This window comes from Micromonospora sp. MGP-C2, from assembly GCF_057766525.1.
The window spans coordinates 7,061,346-7,077,212 of record NZ_JBYMEN010000002.1; the positions used below are offsets into that span (position 1 = coordinate 7,061,346).

Here is a 15,867-nt window from a genome sequence, read left to right on the forward strand (position 1 = left end):
TCGGGAGGGGGTCGAGAGGCGGACCTTCAGGTCGCAGTCGGCCGGCACCGTGACGGTGCTGCGCAGCAGGTCCGTGCGCGTCAAGCCCATCCCAGCGTCGGGCAGCACGGCCGACCGGAGCGTGCCCGTGCTAGCGGCGACGCCGGGCGTTGGCCTCGGCGTCGAGCAGATCGTTGAGTGTCAGCGCTGAGTTGATCAAAGAGAGATGGCTGAACGCCTGAGGATAGTTGCCGATCTGCTCCCCGGTCGCGGCGATCTCCTCGGCATAGAGGCCGAGGTGGTTGCTGAAAGTGAACATCTTCTCGAACGTGAGTCGGGCGTCGTCGAGGCGGCCGGAACGGGCCAACGCCTCCACGTACCAGAAGGTGCACATGTTGAAGGTGCCCTCGTGGCCGGGGAGACCGTCGGGGGAGTGGACCGGGTCGTACCGGTGCACCAGGCTGTCGGAGACCAGCTCGCGCTCGATGGCGTGCAGGGTCGACTGCCACAGCGGGTCGCTCGGCGTGACGAAACCGACTGACGGCATGGCGAGCAGCGCCGCGTCCAGCACGGTCTCGTCGTACGCCTGCACGAAGGTGCCGCGCTCCCGGTTGTATCCGCGGGCCATGACCTGGTCGTAGATGCGGTTGCGTTGCTCCGTCCAGCACGTCATGTCCCCCGGGCGGCCGGTGCGGGTGGCCAGCCGGATGGCCCGGTCCAGCGCGACCCAGGACATCACCCGACCGAAGGTGTAGTTGCGGGGGTGGTGGCGGCTCTCCCAGATGCCGGCGTCGGGCTGGTCCCAGTTGTGGCAGAGCCAGTCGACGAGCCGGACGGTGCTCTTCCACACCTGGTGCGAGACGCGGATGCCCTGCTCGTCGGCGAGGTGCATGGCGTAGAGCGCCTCGCCGTGGATGTCGAGCTGGATCTGGTCGGCGGCGCCGTTGCCGATCCTCACCGGCCGCGAGCCCCGGTAGCCCTCCAGATGGTCCAGCACCTCCTCGTGCAGGTCGGAGGAGCCGTCCACCCGGTACATGATCTTCAGGGGATCCTGGTGCTCGCCGGCCTCGCGGATCCGCTCGTCCAGCCAGTTCATGTACCGGCTGACCTCCTCGGTGAAGCCGAGGCCGAGCAGCGCGTGCACCGAGAACGACGTGTCACGTACCCAGGTGTAGCGGTAGTCCCAGTTGCGGGTTCCGCCGACCAGCTCGGGCAGCGCGGCGGTGGGGGCGGCGATCATCGCGCCGGTCGGCGCGTACGTCATGAGTTTCAGCGTGATGGCGGAGCGCTCGACCATCTCCCGCCAGCGGCCGGTGTAGCTGGATCGCTCAAGCCAGCGCCGCCAGTAGTCCCGGGTCCACTCGAACATGCCCTGGACCTCTTCCGGCGAGAAGATGCGCGGCTCGGTGCCGGCCGTCTCCAGGACCACGCCGCCGGTGTCACCCTCGTTGAGCGTGCCGTACGCAACCAGGTCGCCGCCCTCGAGGCGGACGTCGCCGTGTTCGGCGAGCAGCCGCCGCACCGGGTCGACCGGGTTGAACGTCATCGTCATCGACCGGCTGCGGAAGACATAGCCGTGGCGATGCCGTTCCAGCTGATGCTCTTCGCGGGCGTAGTCGAACCGCGGCCGGCACTCCACCCGGAAGCGCATGCTCCCCCGGACCATGTTGACGATGCGGACCAGGCGGTGCGCGTCGGTGGCCCGCTCCCCGGTGACCGGCATGAAGTCCATCACCTCGGCCACCCCGTCGGCGCTGATGAACCGGGTGATCAGGATGGGCGTGCCGGGCAGATAGAGCTGCTTGGTCACGTACCGCGTGTCGTGCGGCGCGATCTGGAAGTAGCCGCCCTTCTCCTTGTCCAGCAGCCCGGCGAAGACGCTCGGCGAGTCGAAGCGCGGCGCGCAGAACCAGTCGACCGTCCCGTCACACGTCACCAGCGCGGCGGTCTGCAGGTCGCCGATGAGTCCGTGATCCTCGATCGCCGGATAGCTGTCCACGTCTCTCCCCGGTTCGGCTGCGTCCTGCGCATCGAATCTAGGGGGAGAATTGCCGAGTTAGGTGGGATTCGCGTTCAGCCACCCTGTCGCGTACCCCGAGGTGCCTCGACCCCCCGACCGGCAGCTTCGTCCAGGGCCCGCCCTGACCGGGTGGGTCAGGTCTGCTCGGCCGTGGTCGGTAGCACCGCGATCAGATCGAGCACCTCGGCGGCCTGGTTTGGCCCGAAGGCGTCGGTCAGGATGGCCGTGAATGCCTCGTCACCGAGCCCGGCCCGCAGTTCACGCAGCGCGTTCAGGTCGAGCGCCGCGTTCCTCGACCCGATCTGCCGGTCGATGGCCAGGGCCTCGACGATCAGGGGGATGCCCTCCGCGGGGTGGCCCTGCTTGACCCGCAGCTGTCCGATCGCTACCTGGTCCAACGCCACCTCCTCCCAGTTGCCCTGCTCGCGGTCGATCCGGAGGCAGGTCCGGTAGCACCGCTCGGCCATGGCCTGGTCGCCGCGCAGGCCGGCCACCCGGCCGAGGTGGAAGGTGCTGTTGGAGACGCCCGACTGGTTCCCCAGCCGTTTCTTGATCGCGATGGAGCGGCGGTAGAACCCGTCCGCGCCGGCGAGGTCCTCCTGCTCCTCGCAGACCCGGCCGAGCTGGTGCAGGACGATGGCCTGGTTGGGCTCGTGGCGCAGCGCGCGGTAGACCTCCAGCGCCTGCTCGTAGCGGGACCGGGCCTCGGCCAGCTGGCGGGTTTCCAGTGCCACCATGCCGAGGTCCTCGTGGCATTTGGCGATCCCCGCCCGATAGCCGGCGGCGGCACAGATCGGCAGTGCCCGCAGGAGGCACATCCGGGCGGTGCCGAACTCGCCCGCCTGGGCGGCGGCGATGGCCAGCAGGACGTATCCGCTGCCGAGCGGGGTCGGGTGGCCATCGGGAAACCGGAACCGAAGGTACGCCTCGACCCGCTCGGCCCGATGCGCCGCCTGCGCCCGGCCGAGGTGTCGGGCCAGCAGGTCGGCGAAGGCCGGCGCGCCCAGTTCCAGGCGTTGCACGGCCAGCCACTCCAGGGCCGACGGGTGCGGCGGCCCGTCGTTCCCGCCCATCACGCTCAGGGTGTGCGGCACCGCCTCGACGACCCGCCCGAGAACGGTCCGGACCTGGCCGAGCAGCTCGTCGCAGCGGCGCAGCAGTGGGTCCTCGCCGAGCGCCGCGACGATCGTCCGGGCGCGGGCGAAGCAGCTCTCGGCGAATTCGAGGTCGCCGAGGTCCCGGGAGAGGTGACCGAGCAGCAAGGTGCACTCCGCGATGCGGCCGTTGCTGCCGACCTCTTCGAAGATCTCCAGGGCGGCTCGGACCCGGGACTCGGCGATGTCGTACGCGAAGCGGGCGAGGGCGATCCGCCCGAGCATCACCAGCCCGCTGCCCTGCTCGACCCGGACGCCCATCCGCGCGTAGGTGCTGATCGACACCTGGATGCACTGCTCCGCCTTCACGAGGTCCCGGGCTTCGAAGGCGAGCATGCCGATCTGGTGGTGGCTCGCGGCGATCCCGTCCAGGTCGTCGAGTTCCCGGGCGATCGCCAACTCTTCCAGGTAACGCGCCATGGCCAACTCGACGTCGCCGTCGCCCCGGGCGATGCCGGCGAGCTGGTGCAGGGTTCGGGAGACAGCCCCGCGGTCGCCGAGCCGACTCAGGATCGTCAACGCCTCCTGGTACAGCCGGTCTGCTGTCGCCCGGTCGCCCCGGTTGTCGGCGACCAGGCCCAACTGGTGCAGGAGCTTGCCGACCCCGCTGTCGTCGCCGAGGTCCCGATAGACGGCCAGCGCTGCCTGGTAGCGCTCCGTCGCCTGCGGGTACTCGCCCCGGTTGAGGTGCACGTCGCCCAGTCCCTTGAGGAAGCTCGCCGCGAGCGCCGAGCCGGGCGGCGCCATCGGCAGGAGCTCCCGCCAGATCTTCTCCTCCCAGGCCCAGTGCCCGGCCGCGTGCAGCACCTGGCAGGCCAGCTCGGAGTAGGTGATGGCATGCTCGGTGTCACCCGCCGCCAGGTGGTGGTACCGCGCCTCGACGACCTGCCGGATGAAGGTGTGCTGGTCTGCGGCGTTCCGGGCCCGCCAGCCCCAGTAGCGGCCCGCCCGGCGGTGTGACTCGGTGACCGCGTCGCGGCCGGCGACGCGCAGCAGGCTCGTCGCCGTCCACCGGTGCACCAGGTGACCATCGGCCACCGGGGCCAGCAGCCCCAGGTGCGACAGGGGCGTGATCGCTTCGTCCAGCCCCGCCGACTCCGGCGGCGGGTCGTCGCCGTTCGCCGGATCGGCGAGTTGCCAGGAGAGCCCGGTCCGGTCCACCGGGGTGCGGTAAACCGCCGCGCCGAGCAGCAACCGGCGGGCCGCCGGGACGGCCTCCAGGTGGGCGAGCAGCCGGGGCAGCAGCACGTCCTCGGCGGCCAGCGCGCCGGCCTCGGCCAGCGGCGCGCCGACGCCGGTCGCCCTGGCGTCGTCGCTGCCGCCGACTGCCGCCAGACGACTGGTCACCTCGCCGGCTCGGGCGCTGCCGTCACGCAGTAGACCGTCGAGGTATTCCAGCGCGCGCGGGTGGCCGCCCAGCCGGTGCCACATCCGCTGCTGTTCCGCCGGAGCCAGCCGGCCGACGCCCGGTAGCCGCCAGAGCAGCTTGCGGGTCTCCTGCCAGGAGAGCGGGCCAAGGTGGTAGGGCTCGATGCCGGCGACCGGGAACGGGTGCCGGCTGGTCACGACCAGCTCGTGCCGGGTCGCCCAGTCGGCGAGGAACGCGGCCAGGTCCCCGTCGGCCAGCTGGTGCTCGTCGTCCAGGGCGTCCTCGGCGTTGTCGAAGACGAACAGCAGCGGCGTGCCGCCGGTGCCACTCGCCGCGAGCCGTCGACGCCAGTCCTGGCCGGGCTCGCCGAGGGCGACGAGAAGTTGTCGCAGCGGGTCGTCCGGTGCGGTCGCCGGCCGGGCACATCGGATCTCCACCTGACGGCGGAGCTCATCCAGGATCCCGTCGACAGTGGCGTCGCCGCTGGTCGCCACGACAATGCCGCCCGCGTCGGCAAACCGCTGCGCGAGTTCGGCGGCGAGGCTCGTCTTGCCGATTCCGCCGATGCCGTGCACGAGGACCCGCAGCCTGCCCCGGGACAGCCGGCGCAGGATCTCCCGCCGGCCCACGAAGTCCGTCGGCGCGCGTACCACGCCGTCCCCGACGACCGACTGGCCCGGCGGCCCGGCGACGGCCCCGCCGTCCCGCCCGCCGGCCAACCGCAGCGCGGGGTCGGCCAGGAACAGCGTCGGCATCCACCACTCGGCGGAGGTCGGCGCCAGCTCTCGGCGGACGGCGGAGACCTCCGCCAGGAGTTCCGGCTCGCCCCGGGCGGCCAACCGCTCGTAGAGCCGGGCGCAGAACTCAATGGTGTACGCGTCGCTGACTGTTCCGTTCATCGCCAGGACCGCCGGCGCACCCTGGGCCAGCAACGCGCCGGCCAGCCCGGGCAGCTCCCGCTGACCCTGGCGGGCGGTCGAGCAGCCGGCGAGCACGATCAACGGTACGGTCCTGCCCCGCGGCAGCACCTCGGTCAGGAACCGCGCGGCGTCCACCCGGTCCTCCGCGCCGGTAGGGGTTTCCAGCAGCAGCGCGCCGGGACGCGCGTGGCAGGAGACGTGCAGGACGTGGAACGGCTCCTCGGTGAGTGCGGTGCGGATCGCGGCCGCGCTGCCCCACTCCAGGACTCGCACCCGCACTCCGTGCCGGTGCCCGGGTTCCACCGCGCCGAGGATCCGGCCTAGCTCCCGCTCATGGTCGAGCAGCGGCTGGGTGGAGTCGTCCGGGCTTGCGATCGCCGCCAGCATCCGCAGCGGGCCGTCCACCCGGGCCGCGGACACCGCTGCCCGGGGGCCGGTCCGGCACACGTCGACGTCGGGGCGCAGCGCCAGCGGCAGGTCCTCGCCCGGCGGCACCAGGGTTTCCCACGGCAGGTCGGCCAGCGCCGGATCGGTGACCTCGATGCCGAGGCGGTGCCGGCCGGGCCGGGCCAACTCCGCGCGTAGGGCCGCGCCGGGAGCGCCGAGGAAGCGGTGGCCGAGCGCGGCGCCGACCTCGTACGACAGCTCCACCGAGGGGTCGCCGCGTAGCCGCCAGAGCAGGTCGGCGGTGCGCTGGTCGGCCCGGCCCACCGGGTGTCGCCACCGTTCACCCCGAGCAGCCATGACCACGTCGGTCGCGCTGACGGTCAACCGGATCACAGACGCTCCCCGCGGTCGCCGGCAGACGACCCGATGCCAGGGCGCATTGCCGGACTGACCGATACTGTATCCATGGCTGACGATTCTGAGGAGCTCGCGCAGGTCAACGCCGTGCGGATCAACGAAGTCGGCGAGATGGAGTTCTTCGACGGCCAGCGCTGGGTGCCGTACACCGATCTGCCCGACGACGAGACCGGCCCGCTGGGTGTCGTCTTCCGCCGCGACAACAACCAATGATCGGGGAGCCGCCGACGGGCGGCGGAGGGCTGGACGCGCTGCCGTCCCCGTTGGACTCGGTCGCGGACAGCCGGGCGGCGGCGCGCTGGATCATCTCCTCGGCCGGGGCGGTGGGCGCGCTGCTGCTCGGCGCCGGCCCGCTCATCGCCGCCGGCAAGGTCACCGACTGGGTCCACGCGACGTGGGCGGGCGGCGGTCTGCTGGTGTCGCTGCTCGGTGTGGCCTGGGCGATCTGGCGAACCAGCGAGGTGCTCGTCCCGCCGATGACCACCCCGGCGTCACTCACCGGGCCGGAGCTGCGCGGGCTGCGCGAGCGGCTGCAGGCCGAGCCCTGGTACCACTTCGGGGGGTACGCCGAGGACATCGACGGCCTGCTGCGACACCGCCGGATCGCCGCTGCGATCACCGGCCGCCTACCGACGGCCCCGCCAGAGGAGCGGGCGGCACTGCGAGAAGGCCTCGCCGTCGCGCGTCGCAACATCGTTCGGACCGACCCGTACCTGCGGTGGCTGCTGACCACCGCGCACGCCTGGCAGGTCCGGGAGACGTTGCGCCAGGCCCGCCGACAGACCTTCCTGGCCTCCGCGCTGGTGGTGGTCGGTGCGGTGGTGTTCATCGCCGCGACCGCCGGATAGCGCGCGATCTCCGTGATGTCCGAATGCGTACATTTAGTGCAGGCGTACGACCGTGCTGGCGATGAGGCGGTCAGCCGCCGGGTTGGCGAGAGTGGTGAAGCTGGAGACCGTCGATCGGAAGGTCCCGGCGTTGCGCTACCGTCAGGGTGCCCACACCGGCGTCGAGTAGCCCGCGTCCGTCGGCTGTCGATGGCCCGCACTGCCCAAGAACCCAGGGAGATACCGATGCCGGAGCCTGAGCCCGTCGAAGACGCCCACGCGGCGGACGCCGACACCTCAACCACGGACGAGACCGACCAGCCTGCCGTTCCCTCGAATCGGGCTGCCCGTCGCGCGAAGGGCAAGGGCGTCTCGCCTCAGCCGCACGGAAAGGGTCAGCACCTCGGCGGCCGGGGCTCGGTCCAGAGCCCGCGTCAGTACGGTAATCGCCGAAGCGGCTGATCGCCCGTCCCGGGTTTCACGCGTATCAGTCGGCGGGCTGTGGGAGGGCAACCTCGCGCGGCGGTGGTGGGCGCCTGCGACGGTAGCCGCCGCGCCGACGTACTGGTCCAGGTCTGACGCCGCTGTGGCATGAGTAGGCCGTCGAGGACTTCACCGACGCCCTGACCGGCTACATCATCGTGGAAGCGGACTCGCACGACGAGGCAGTTCAGATCTTCTCCGGGCACCCGCACCTGGGGCTGTTCGCCGGAAATTCGATCGCCGTCCTGGGGTGTCCCTCTCCGCCCAGCTGATGCCCTGGTTGACGAGTTGTCTGTGAGCGGACCGGCGCTGTTTTCCAGGCCGGTGGCTCGATGCCGTGATCGTCCGGTCTGAGCTGTGAAGAGACGTTTCGGGTCGCAGGCCGTGGCCAACATGGGGTCCCTCCGCAGGCGTTGGCTTTAGCGCAGGAGTCCCCCTATGGTGGAGGCATGCCGTCGGTGACTTTCTGCTCGTCTGTCGTCACTGTGCTGGCAGCGCTTGGCGCTGCTCGCGCAGCGACGCAGCGACGCCTGACGGTTGGGATGCGCGTGCCGGTTGTCCGCGCGCTGCACATTGCGCCCTCGCACAAGCTGTCGAGCCCGCCGCCAATCGGCCGAGACCCTCCCGCGGAATCGTTGCATCCCAGAACGACCGCAGGGCGAAGCCATTCGAGCTTCGGCCCTTTTTCTTTTCCCCTGGAGAGGTAGACCATGAGCGTCGATCATCGTGCTGTTGATCAGATCTGGCTGGCTGATCTGCGAGCGTCCCTGGCGGACGACTTCGCCGCACAAACGGCTCGGCTGCGGGAACTGACCGAGCTCAACGCGGACACCGGCGACCCCAGCGAGGCGCACAACCAGGCTGCGCTGCTGTTGGCCACCCGCCGCAACATCGAGCAGATCACCGGTGCTCTGGGCCGGATCAGCGAAGGCACCTACGGTGCCTGCCAGAAGTGCGGCCAGAACATCCCGGCCGAGCGGCTCGAGGTTCTCCCGCACGCGCGCTTCTGCGTGCCGTGCCAGGAGAAGCACAACAAGTGACGCCGCGTGTGGCTGCCGCGCCGGTGCACGGCAGCCACACACCGGCGATCAGAGCCTGACCTTCGCAGGGGACGGGCGGAGCCCAGCACAACCGACAGAGGCGTCACATGCGCGTTTACGCGATCGGGTCCCAGTCTGCGAGCTGCTCCATCGGCTCGGTGTCGCCGGTGTTCTCCAAAGCGTCGAGCGGGAGGCGCTCGTAGAAGTAGAGAATCATCTCGCTCGCTGTGCCTCGCATCGCCATGTCGCCCGGCTCCGCGTCGCCGGCGAGGTCGTCGCAGCGGACGCCGTCAGCGTTGAGGGTCAGGCGCCAGGAGCGGCCCTCGGTCGCGTGCAGGTCGATGGTCGCCGGCTTGAACGGCCAGGGGACGGTCGTCGCCGAGACGGTCGTCAGGAACTCGTCGACGCCCTCGACCGCGACGTCCGTCGGCAGCGGCTGTGCGGCCCCCTGGGTGAACTGGGCGTCGTAGGTGTGGACGGCCAGCTCCTGGATCTGGTGCCGGGCCACGGCTCCGCTGGTCTGCGGGGCCTGCGAGCGGCCCCACCAGGTCCAGCAGCCGCGGTCCGGGCCGGCCTCGCGCATCGCGGCGAGCATGAGCTCGGTCGACTCGGCTAGCCAGGCGTCCAGGGCTTCGCGGTCGCGGGGCGCGGTCGGGGCTCCCTTCGGGTCCGTCCTCGCCGGGGGCTCCGCGCCCGGGCCCGCCGCGATGATGGCGGCCTGGCGGCGGCGGCCGTCGCCGATGTGCTGCGCCAGTTCGCGCAGCGTCCAGTCCGGGCAGGTCGGGACCTGGACGTCAAGGTCGGGGGCGGACGCGATCGCGGCGCGGAACGCGGCCGAGCGGTCGTCGATCAACCGCAGGACCTCGGGGAACTCCACAGTGTTCTGCACCTCGGTTGTGTATCACTGCGCTCCAGCCGCCGGATAGCGAATTTGTCGGACGAACGAGTCGACACCCGGCGGAGCGCCGGCGCCGAACGCGGGCGCGAACGTCGACCATGTCGTGCGTCACGTCGATCTCATGTCACGGACACGTCGGCAGCTTGCGTCTGGTGGTCGTCAGCGCGAGGAAAGAGGCGGAACGATGAGCACAGAGCACGAGGTAGGGACGGCGGCTGCGCACCGGGTGGTGATTCTGGGGGCGGGGTACGCGGGGATGGCCGCGACGATCCAGCTCGCGGCGCGGGTCAGGCGCCGCGACGGTGTGCGGGTGACCCTGGTGAACGCGCAGGAGCGGTTCACCGAGCGCCTGCGGCTGCACATGACGGCGACCGGGCAGCGGCTCGCCGAGATGAGCATTCCGGAGCTGCTGGAGGGTACGGGCGCGCAGTTCGTGCGCGGCTGGGTGACGGCGCTGGACGCGGATGCGAAGACCGTGCGGCTCGACGACGACCGGGTGCTGCACTACGACACACTGGTGTACGGGTTGGGCAGTGTGGCCGACACGGCGGCGGTGCCGGGTGTCGAGGACTACGCGTACACGCTGAACAGCGTCCAGGACGCCGAGTTGCTGGCTGACCGGCTGGCGCGGCTCGGCAGCGGCACGGTGGTGGTCGGTGGCAGTGGGTTGACCGGCGTCGAGTCGGCTGCGGAGATCGCCGAGCGGCATCCGGAGCTGAACGTGGTGCTGCTGGGTCGGCAGGAACCCGGCGCGACCATGATCCCGAAGGTCAGGGCGCACCTGCGGGCCGCGCTTGAGCGCCTGGGCGTCCGGGTGCGCAGCGGGGTCGAGGTGGTGAAGGTGCTGCCCGGTTCGGTCGAGTTGGCCGGCGGGGAGACCATGGCCGCCGACGTCGTGGTGTGGACGAGTGGCACGCGGGTGTCGCCGCTGGCTGCGGCGGCCGGTCTGGCCGTCGAGGAGCGCGGCCGCATCGTCACCGACCCCGCGCTGCGGTCGGTGTCGCACCCCGACGTGTACGCGGTGGGCGACGCCGCCGCGATCCGTCAGAGTTACGGCGTCATGCACGGCACCTGCCAGGGTGGCATGCCGACCGGGGTGCACGCCGCCGTGGCGATCGTCCGCGCGCTCAAGGGTAAGAAGGCGAAGCCTTTCCGCTTCGGCTACTACCACACGCCGGTGAGTCTGGGACGGCACGATGCGGTCGTCCAGTTCACCCACCCCGACGACAGTCCTCGACGGACGTATCTGACCGGCCGCAGAGCGGCCTGGTACAAGGAGACGGTGAGTGCTTCGCCCTGGCCGACGTACGGCCGCATGAAGAGGATGCCCGCCGCGGGCGCGTTCTGGCCCCGCGGTGGCCGCTTCACCCGGGTCCGGGACGCGCGGTGACCCATCCGTTCCGGGAGCTCGACCAGCGGGTCTACAACGAGCATCGCAACCTGCTGTTCTCGGTGGCCTACCGCATTCTCGGCACGGCGGCCGACGCCGAGGACGCGGTCCAGGACGCCTGGATCAAGTGGTCGGCCGCCGACCGCGCGCAGGTGGCCGACCCCAGGGCCTATCTGACGCGGATCGTGTCGAACCTGGCGATGGACCGGCTGCGCTCCACCCGGCACAAGCGCGAGACGTACGTCGGGCCGTGGCTCCCGGAGCCGATTCTCACTACCGGGGACACCGCCGACGCCGTCACGACCGCCGAGTCCGTCTCGATGGCCATGCTGGTGGTGCTGGAAACACTGAGTCCGTTGGAGCGGGCGGTGTTCGTACTGAAGGAGGTCTTCGACCTCAGCCACGCCGAGATCGCGGAGGCGGTGGACCGAACCGAGGCCGCGGTGCGCCAGGCCGCGCACCGCGCTCGCGAGCACGTTCGGGCCCGGCGGCCACGCTTCGTCGCGGACCGCTCGCGGCAGCACGAGGTCACCCGACGGTTCTTCGCCGCCGCGACCGGTGGCGACATCAACGCCCTCATGGAGCTGCTGTCGCCGGACGTCACACTGTGGACCGACGGTGGCGGCAAGGTCCGCCAGGCCATGCGTCCGGTGGTGGGGGCACAGACGGTGGCCGCCTGGTTCGCGGCCATCGGCACCGTCACCTACCAGGGCGTCGAGCCCGCCGACATGAGCGCCGAGCTGGTCGAGATCAATGGCGGGCTGGGCATGGTGTTCCGTGGTCCGGGTCGTGTGGTCGCCACCGTCACCGTCGAGGTCGACGCCGGCGGCCGCATCATCGCCATCCACAACGTCGCCAACCCGGACAAACTCCGGGCCATCGCCGAAGGCGCCACACGCGACGTCCGTACACGCTGAGCTTTTCCCAAGGTGACGCGGGTGACGGCCCTCGCGGCCGGCACCGGGTCGATGCCTGACCAGACGGTACGTGGGCGCAGGTTTGCGGGACGGGCGGCTCGGATACTCGTCGCGCATGTTTGACGGTTTCACCGACGAGAGGGTCGACGTCGGGGAGGTGGAACTCCGTGTCCGGCACGCCGGGCAGGGACCCCCGGTGCTCCTCATCCACGGGCATCCGCGCACCGGGTCGACGTGGCACCGGGTGGCACCGCGGTTGGTGGACCGGGGCTTCACCGTCGTCTGCCCTGACATGCGCGGCTACGGGAGGTCCGGCAAGGCGAAGATCCTCCCGGACCACTCGCAGCAGTCCAAACGGGCGGTCGCGGGGGACATGGTCCGTCTGATGGGCATCCTGGGTCATCCGACGTTCGCCGCGGTCGGGCACGACCGTGGTTGCTACGTGGCGTTGCGCCTGGCACTGGACCACCCGGACGTGGTCAGCCGGCTCGTGGTTCTCGATGGCGTGCCCATCAGTGAGGCCCTCGCCAGGTGCGACGCGCGGTTCGCCCACGACTGGTACCACTGGTTCTTCTTCGCGCAGCCCGACAAGCCGGAGAGGGCCATCGCCGTCGATCCCGATGCCTGGTACGGCAACAAGGCCCAGCCCCAGAGCATGGGGGCCGAGAATTACGAGGAGTTCCGGGAGGCCATCCACGACCCGGCCACGGTCCGGGCGATGCTGGAGGACTACCGCGCCGGCCTGGGTGTCGATCGGGAGCACGAGGAAGCCGACCGGCGTGCCGGTCGCACAGTCCGCTGTCCGACGCTGTTTCTCTGGTCGACCCGTGACGACATGGAGGACCTGTACGGTGATCCGCTCGCTGTCTGGCGGCCCTGGGCCGACGATCTGCGCGGCCACCCGATCGAGTCCGGGCATCACGTCGCCGAGGAGAACCCCGACGACCTCACGGCGGCGCTGCACGGCTTCCTCGCCTGACCATCTCCTCGGCCTTTAGGCCCGAGTGCTGATCCTGTACGGGCCGACCGAGTTCGACGGGGCACGCGGGGCGATGGGTCTCGCCCCGCGTGCCCCCGACGTCAGCCGGCGACGGAGCGGAAGACCGGGTAGTAGCCGCTGGACTGGCCGGCCGCGGTCGGGTGGTAGGAGATGCCGAGGTTGGCGAAGTTCAGGGCGTGCAACCACTTGTCGCCGTAGCTGCACAGTTGGTGCCCGACGAACTGCGACCGGACGTCGGCGAAGGTGAAGCCGGCGGCCTGGGCGGCGCTGCGGGTCAGGTCGTTCACCAGGTTGATACCTTCGTTGATCTTCGCTCGCGAGGTGGCGCTGAGCCCGACACACGTCGTGCCCAGTTGGTAGAAGACCGGGTAGCCGACGACCACCACCCGGGCTGACGGCGCACGGGTGCGGATTCCGTTGTAGACGGTGCGCAGCAGGTTGGTGAGGTCGGCCCGCGCCTTGTCCTCGGCGGTCTGCACGGCGGCCACGCAGTCGTTGGTCCCGTAGAGCACGCAGGTGGTCATGATGTTGGCGAACCCGACATCGTTGCCGCCGACTGTGACGCTGACCAGGGTCGTGGTGGTGCTGAGCGCGCTGAGCTGCGTGTTGTTCACGCTGGCGGTGGTGGCACCGGAGCAGGCAACCGAACGGTACGACGCGGGTCGCACGTTGGTGGCGTACAACGCCGGGTAGGCGTTGGTGCTGCGCTGGCAGGAGCCACTCTCGGCGGTGTAGCTGCCGGCACCCACCCCCGAAGAGTAGGAGTCGCCGAGGGCGACGTAGTGGTCGCTGGGAGCGGCCTCGGCGGGCGCTGCCAGGGTGAGGGTGGCGGCCAGGGCCGTCGCCAGGCTCAGGGTGAGGGTTGCCAGACGGGATTTCCGCACGTCGCGCTCCAGTGGGGGTGGGAGATTCGGTGTGACATAGATATCACTGGATATCGACGTTGGGAAGATCCCTAAAAGGGTCCTGGGGTGTTACGCGGCCGTCAGGGGTTCGGGGGCCGCGCTGGCACACTGGCGGACATGGTGGACTGGCATACGCAGGCCGAGGTGGGTGACGACGTCATCCGGATCTCGGAGCCGCACGTCAACGAGCTGCTGTCCGCGAACTTCTGGTGGCTGCGCGGCACCGATCGAGACCTGGTGATCGACGCCGGGCTCGGTGTCGTCCCCCTGCGCGAGGCGATCCCGCGCCTGTTCCACCGCGATCCGATGGTCCTGCTCACCCACGCGCACCTGGATCATGTCGGTGGAGCAGCCGAGTTCGCCGACCGGGCCGCCCACCCCGCCGAGGCCGAGGTCCTCGCGGCGGGCGTACCGGCGAGCCTGTACGGCGCGGAGCTCTACGACAAACTCGGGATCGACCCGGCGGGAGAGCCCGTCCCGGAGCTCATGCTCGACGCCCTGCCCAGTCCCGGCTACGACCCGGCCAGCTACCGCATCGCACCCATGACCCTGAACCGGATGGTCGACGACGGCGACCGGATCGACCTGGGCGGGCGGGTGCTGACCGTGCTGCACCTTCCCGGCCACACACCGGGGAGCATCGCCCTGCTGGAGGAGCGCACCGGGACCCTGTATTCCGGCGACATCATCTACGACGGTGCCCTGATCGATGATCTGCCGAACTCGGACGTGGCTGCCTACCGGCGAAGCATGCAGATGCTCGCCGACCTCGACGTGTCCGTCGTCCATCCCGGCCACGGGCACAGCTTCGACAGGGCACGGCTTCGCCAGTTGGCCGACACGTACCTGCGCAGGAGAGCCTCAGGTTGAGTCGTATCCGGTGCTCAGCAGGCGGCGCGGCTTCCTCAGGCGTCACGCTGCGACCGCTACCGCCTCTGGGTCATCCGGAGGTGGAGAAGGTGAGGAAGGTGTCGGGAGGCCGGCTTTCGGGAGTGGGACCGTCGTGGGTCTTCCACGTGTCCCCGACGACCTGGGTCGCTACCCGCGACCAGAACGCTTCGACGCCGGGGTTTTAGCGCTGGAAGCCGATGCTCCACCGCCCCGGGAACAGGGCGATGATTCGAACGGCAGCGGCGCGACCGACGCCTGTGCGACGCAGCGCGCGGACGATGAAGAAACTCGTGATGGACGTGCCGCCGGCCTCAGCCGGGGTCGTCATCGCAAAGCCCGCTGTCCGGCCGGCCGCAGTGATCAACCACGCGCGGCGCTGCGGGTCGACACCGGCGAGGAACCGGTCCAGCGGTCGGTCATTGAACGTGCCGTCGTCGTTCGGGAGGTGACCGTACGCCTCTGACAGATCATGACGGTACAACTGACCCAGATTGCCGAGCACCGCCCGATGTGAACGGTCGACCGGAATGAGGGCGACGGGATGCGACGGCGGGCGGGGCGGAATCGCGGCTTCCCAGGGCATCCGGACAGTCTTCCACGCCGGACAACGCACCCCGAGCTGCGCCGGCGGCGTCAGGGGATGAGTCGGTCGAGAAGTTCGAACCGGTCGTACGGCTGGTTGTAGTCGCCGAAGTGCCCGTCGTCGCGCACGATCTGGGTGCCGCCGAGCCGCTCGAACATGGCGCGCCCCTGTCGGTCGTCGCAGCCGTACGGATCCTTGCGCGAGTTGATGAAGTAGATGTCCCGCACGTGCGACCGGATCGCGGCCCAGTCGTAGCTCTGCTGGAGGACCGGCTCTTCCTCGGTGTTGGGCCGGGTGCAGTAACCCGCGACCAGGATCGCCTGGGCGACTTTGACATCGACATGCTCCAGGAGCGCCAGCAGCAGGGCCGCGCCCCCCGAGTGGCCCACCAGGATCGTGTCCTCGTCGAAGCTGTGCCCGTCGAGCACCTTCGGCAGGAACGTCGCGATCGGCTCGACGTTGATGCCCGGGTGGTGCGGCACCTCGACGGTGTAGCCCCGGGCCCGGAGTCGCTCCGCCAGCCAGGGATACCAGCACACGTCCGGGTTGCCGCCGGTCCCGTGAAAGATGATCGCTCTGCGCCCCACCAGGCCCCCCTCGTATCGACGTCTTGATCAAAGCACGTGATCCGAGAAGTGGGCACGACGAGTGGCCGGTACGCGGATCTGCCGATGAGCCGATCCGCGC

13 protein-coding genes are annotated in these 15,867 nt (G+C 70.4%); 7 read left to right on the top strand and 6 right to left on the bottom strand.

Annotation, left to right across the window (positions count from 1 at the left end):
* Positions 1-130: 130 nt before the first annotated feature.
* Together AC3CF1_RS32345 and AC3CF1_RS32350 are read right to left on the bottom strand one after the other, a co-directional pair.
* Positions 131-1,978 carry a glycoside hydrolase family 15 protein gene (locus tag AC3CF1_RS32345; RefSeq protein ID WP_488451987.1) on the bottom strand — a complete coding sequence of 616 codons (1,848 nt, stop codon included), beginning with the start codon at positions 1,976-1,978 and terminating at the stop codon, positions 131-133.
* A 155-nt stretch (positions 1,979-2,133) separates the two neighbouring features.
* Positions 2,134-6,222 (bottom strand): tetratricopeptide repeat protein, encoded by a 4,089-nt coding sequence (locus AC3CF1_RS32350; protein WP_488451988.1) that lies wholly within the window; start codon positions 6,220-6,222, stop codon positions 2,134-2,136.
* A 72-nt stretch (positions 6,223-6,294) separates the two neighbouring features.
* Between AC3CF1_RS32350 and AC3CF1_RS32355 the strand changes: the two genes are divergently transcribed.
* The 3 genes from AC3CF1_RS32355 to AC3CF1_RS32365 all read left to right on the top strand — a co-directional run bounded on the left by AC3CF1_RS32355 (position 6,295) and on the right by AC3CF1_RS32365 (position 8,596).
* Positions 6,295-6,459: a hypothetical protein gene (locus AC3CF1_RS32355; protein WP_354982755.1), complete on the top strand. Its 165-nt coding sequence runs from the start codon at positions 6,295-6,297 to the stop codon at positions 6,457-6,459.
* Positions 6,456-7,094, top strand: coding sequence for a hypothetical protein (locus tag AC3CF1_RS32360; RefSeq protein ID WP_354982756.1), 639 nt, complete (start codon positions 6,456-6,458; stop codon positions 7,092-7,094). The genes AC3CF1_RS32355 and AC3CF1_RS32360 overlap by 4 nt, the downstream gene beginning before the upstream one ends.
* Positions 7,095-8,266: 1,172 nt before the next feature.
* Positions 8,267-8,596 (top strand): TraR/DksA family transcriptional regulator, encoded by a 330-nt coding sequence (locus AC3CF1_RS32365; RefSeq protein WP_354982757.1) that lies wholly within the window; start codon positions 8,267-8,269, stop codon positions 8,594-8,596.
* Positions 8,597-8,711: 115 nt separating this feature from the next.
* On the opposite strand, the gene AC3CF1_RS32370 is transcribed toward AC3CF1_RS32365, so the two are convergent.
* Positions 8,712-9,485, bottom strand: coding sequence for a maleylpyruvate isomerase N-terminal domain-containing protein (locus AC3CF1_RS32370; RefSeq protein WP_488451989.1), 774 nt, complete (start codon positions 9,483-9,485; stop codon positions 8,712-8,714).
* A gap of 193 nt (positions 9,486-9,678) precedes the next feature.
* On the opposite strand from AC3CF1_RS32370, the gene AC3CF1_RS32375 reads away from it, so the two are divergent.
* From AC3CF1_RS32375 to AC3CF1_RS32385, 3 genes are all read left to right on the top strand, one after another.
* Complete coding sequence (locus AC3CF1_RS32375; RefSeq protein WP_488451990.1) at positions 9,679-10,884, top strand: NAD(P)/FAD-dependent oxidoreductase; 1,206 nt, start codon at positions 9,679-9,681, stop codon at positions 10,882-10,884.
* Positions 10,881-11,801, top strand: coding sequence for an RNA polymerase sigma-70 factor (locus AC3CF1_RS32380; RefSeq protein ID WP_354982760.1), 921 nt, complete (start codon positions 10,881-10,883; stop codon positions 11,799-11,801). The genes AC3CF1_RS32375 and AC3CF1_RS32380 overlap by 4 nt, the downstream gene beginning before the upstream one ends.
* 115 nt (positions 11,802-11,916) lie before the next feature.
* Positions 11,917-12,780, top strand: a complete 864-nt coding sequence (locus AC3CF1_RS32385) for an alpha/beta fold hydrolase (RefSeq protein ID WP_488451991.1) — start codon at positions 11,917-11,919, stop codon at positions 12,778-12,780.
* Between the two features lie 101 nt (positions 12,781-12,881).
* Here the strand turns inward: AC3CF1_RS32385 and AC3CF1_RS32390 are convergent, their stop codons facing one another.
* Positions 12,882-13,685: an SGNH/GDSL hydrolase family protein gene (locus AC3CF1_RS32390; RefSeq protein WP_327643837.1), complete on the bottom strand. Its 804-nt coding sequence runs from the start codon at positions 13,683-13,685 to the stop codon at positions 12,882-12,884.
* A 138-nt stretch (positions 13,686-13,823) separates the two neighbouring features.
* Here AC3CF1_RS32390 and AC3CF1_RS32395 point away from each other — a divergent pair, with 138 nt between their 5' ends.
* A complete protein-coding gene (locus AC3CF1_RS32395; protein WP_488451992.1) occupies positions 13,824-14,576 on the top strand; it encodes an MBL fold metallo-hydrolase in 753 nt (250 codons plus the stop codon).
* A 202-nt stretch (positions 14,577-14,778) separates the two neighbouring features.
* On the opposite strand, the gene AC3CF1_RS32400 is transcribed toward AC3CF1_RS32395, so the two are convergent.
* Together AC3CF1_RS32400 and AC3CF1_RS32405 are read right to left on the bottom strand one after the other, a co-directional pair.
* The gene (locus AC3CF1_RS32400; RefSeq protein ID WP_488451993.1) at positions 14,779-15,180 is read right to left on the bottom strand and encodes a hypothetical protein; all 402 of its coding nucleotides are present in this window, start codon (positions 15,178-15,180) and stop codon (positions 14,779-14,781) included.
* A 50-nt stretch (positions 15,181-15,230) separates the two neighbouring features.
* Positions 15,231-15,767 (bottom strand): RBBP9/YdeN family alpha/beta hydrolase, encoded by a 537-nt coding sequence (locus AC3CF1_RS32405; protein WP_488451994.1) that lies wholly within the window; start codon positions 15,765-15,767, stop codon positions 15,231-15,233.
* Positions 15,768-15,867: the final 100 nt, after the last annotated feature.

Bases quoted from the DNA above. Each gene is read 5' to 3' on its own strand.
- AC3CF1_RS32395 (WP_488451992.1), top strand. From the start codon at position 13,824: ATGGTGGACTGGCATACGCAGGCCGAGGTGGGTGACGACGTCATCCGG.
- AC3CF1_RS32360 (WP_354982756.1), top strand. From the start codon at position 6,456: ATGATCGGGGAGCCGCCGACGGGCGGCGGAGGGCTGGACGCGCTGCCG.
- AC3CF1_RS32375 (WP_488451990.1), top strand. From the start codon at position 9,679: ATGAGCACAGAGCACGAGGTAGGGACGGCGGCTGCGCACCGGGTGGTG.
- AC3CF1_RS32365 (WP_354982757.1), top strand. From the start codon at position 8,267: ATGAGCGTCGATCATCGTGCTGTTGATCAGATCTGGCTGGCTGATCTG.
- AC3CF1_RS32400 (WP_488451993.1), bottom strand. From the start codon at position 15,180: ATGCCCTGGGAAGCCGCGATTCCGCCCCGCCCGCCGTCGCATCCCGTC.
- AC3CF1_RS32355 (WP_354982755.1), top strand. From the start codon at position 6,295: ATGGCTGACGATTCTGAGGAGCTCGCGCAGGTCAACGCCGTGCGGATC.
- AC3CF1_RS32385 (WP_488451991.1), top strand. From the start codon at position 11,917: ATGTTTGACGGTTTCACCGACGAGAGGGTCGACGTCGGGGAGGTGGAA.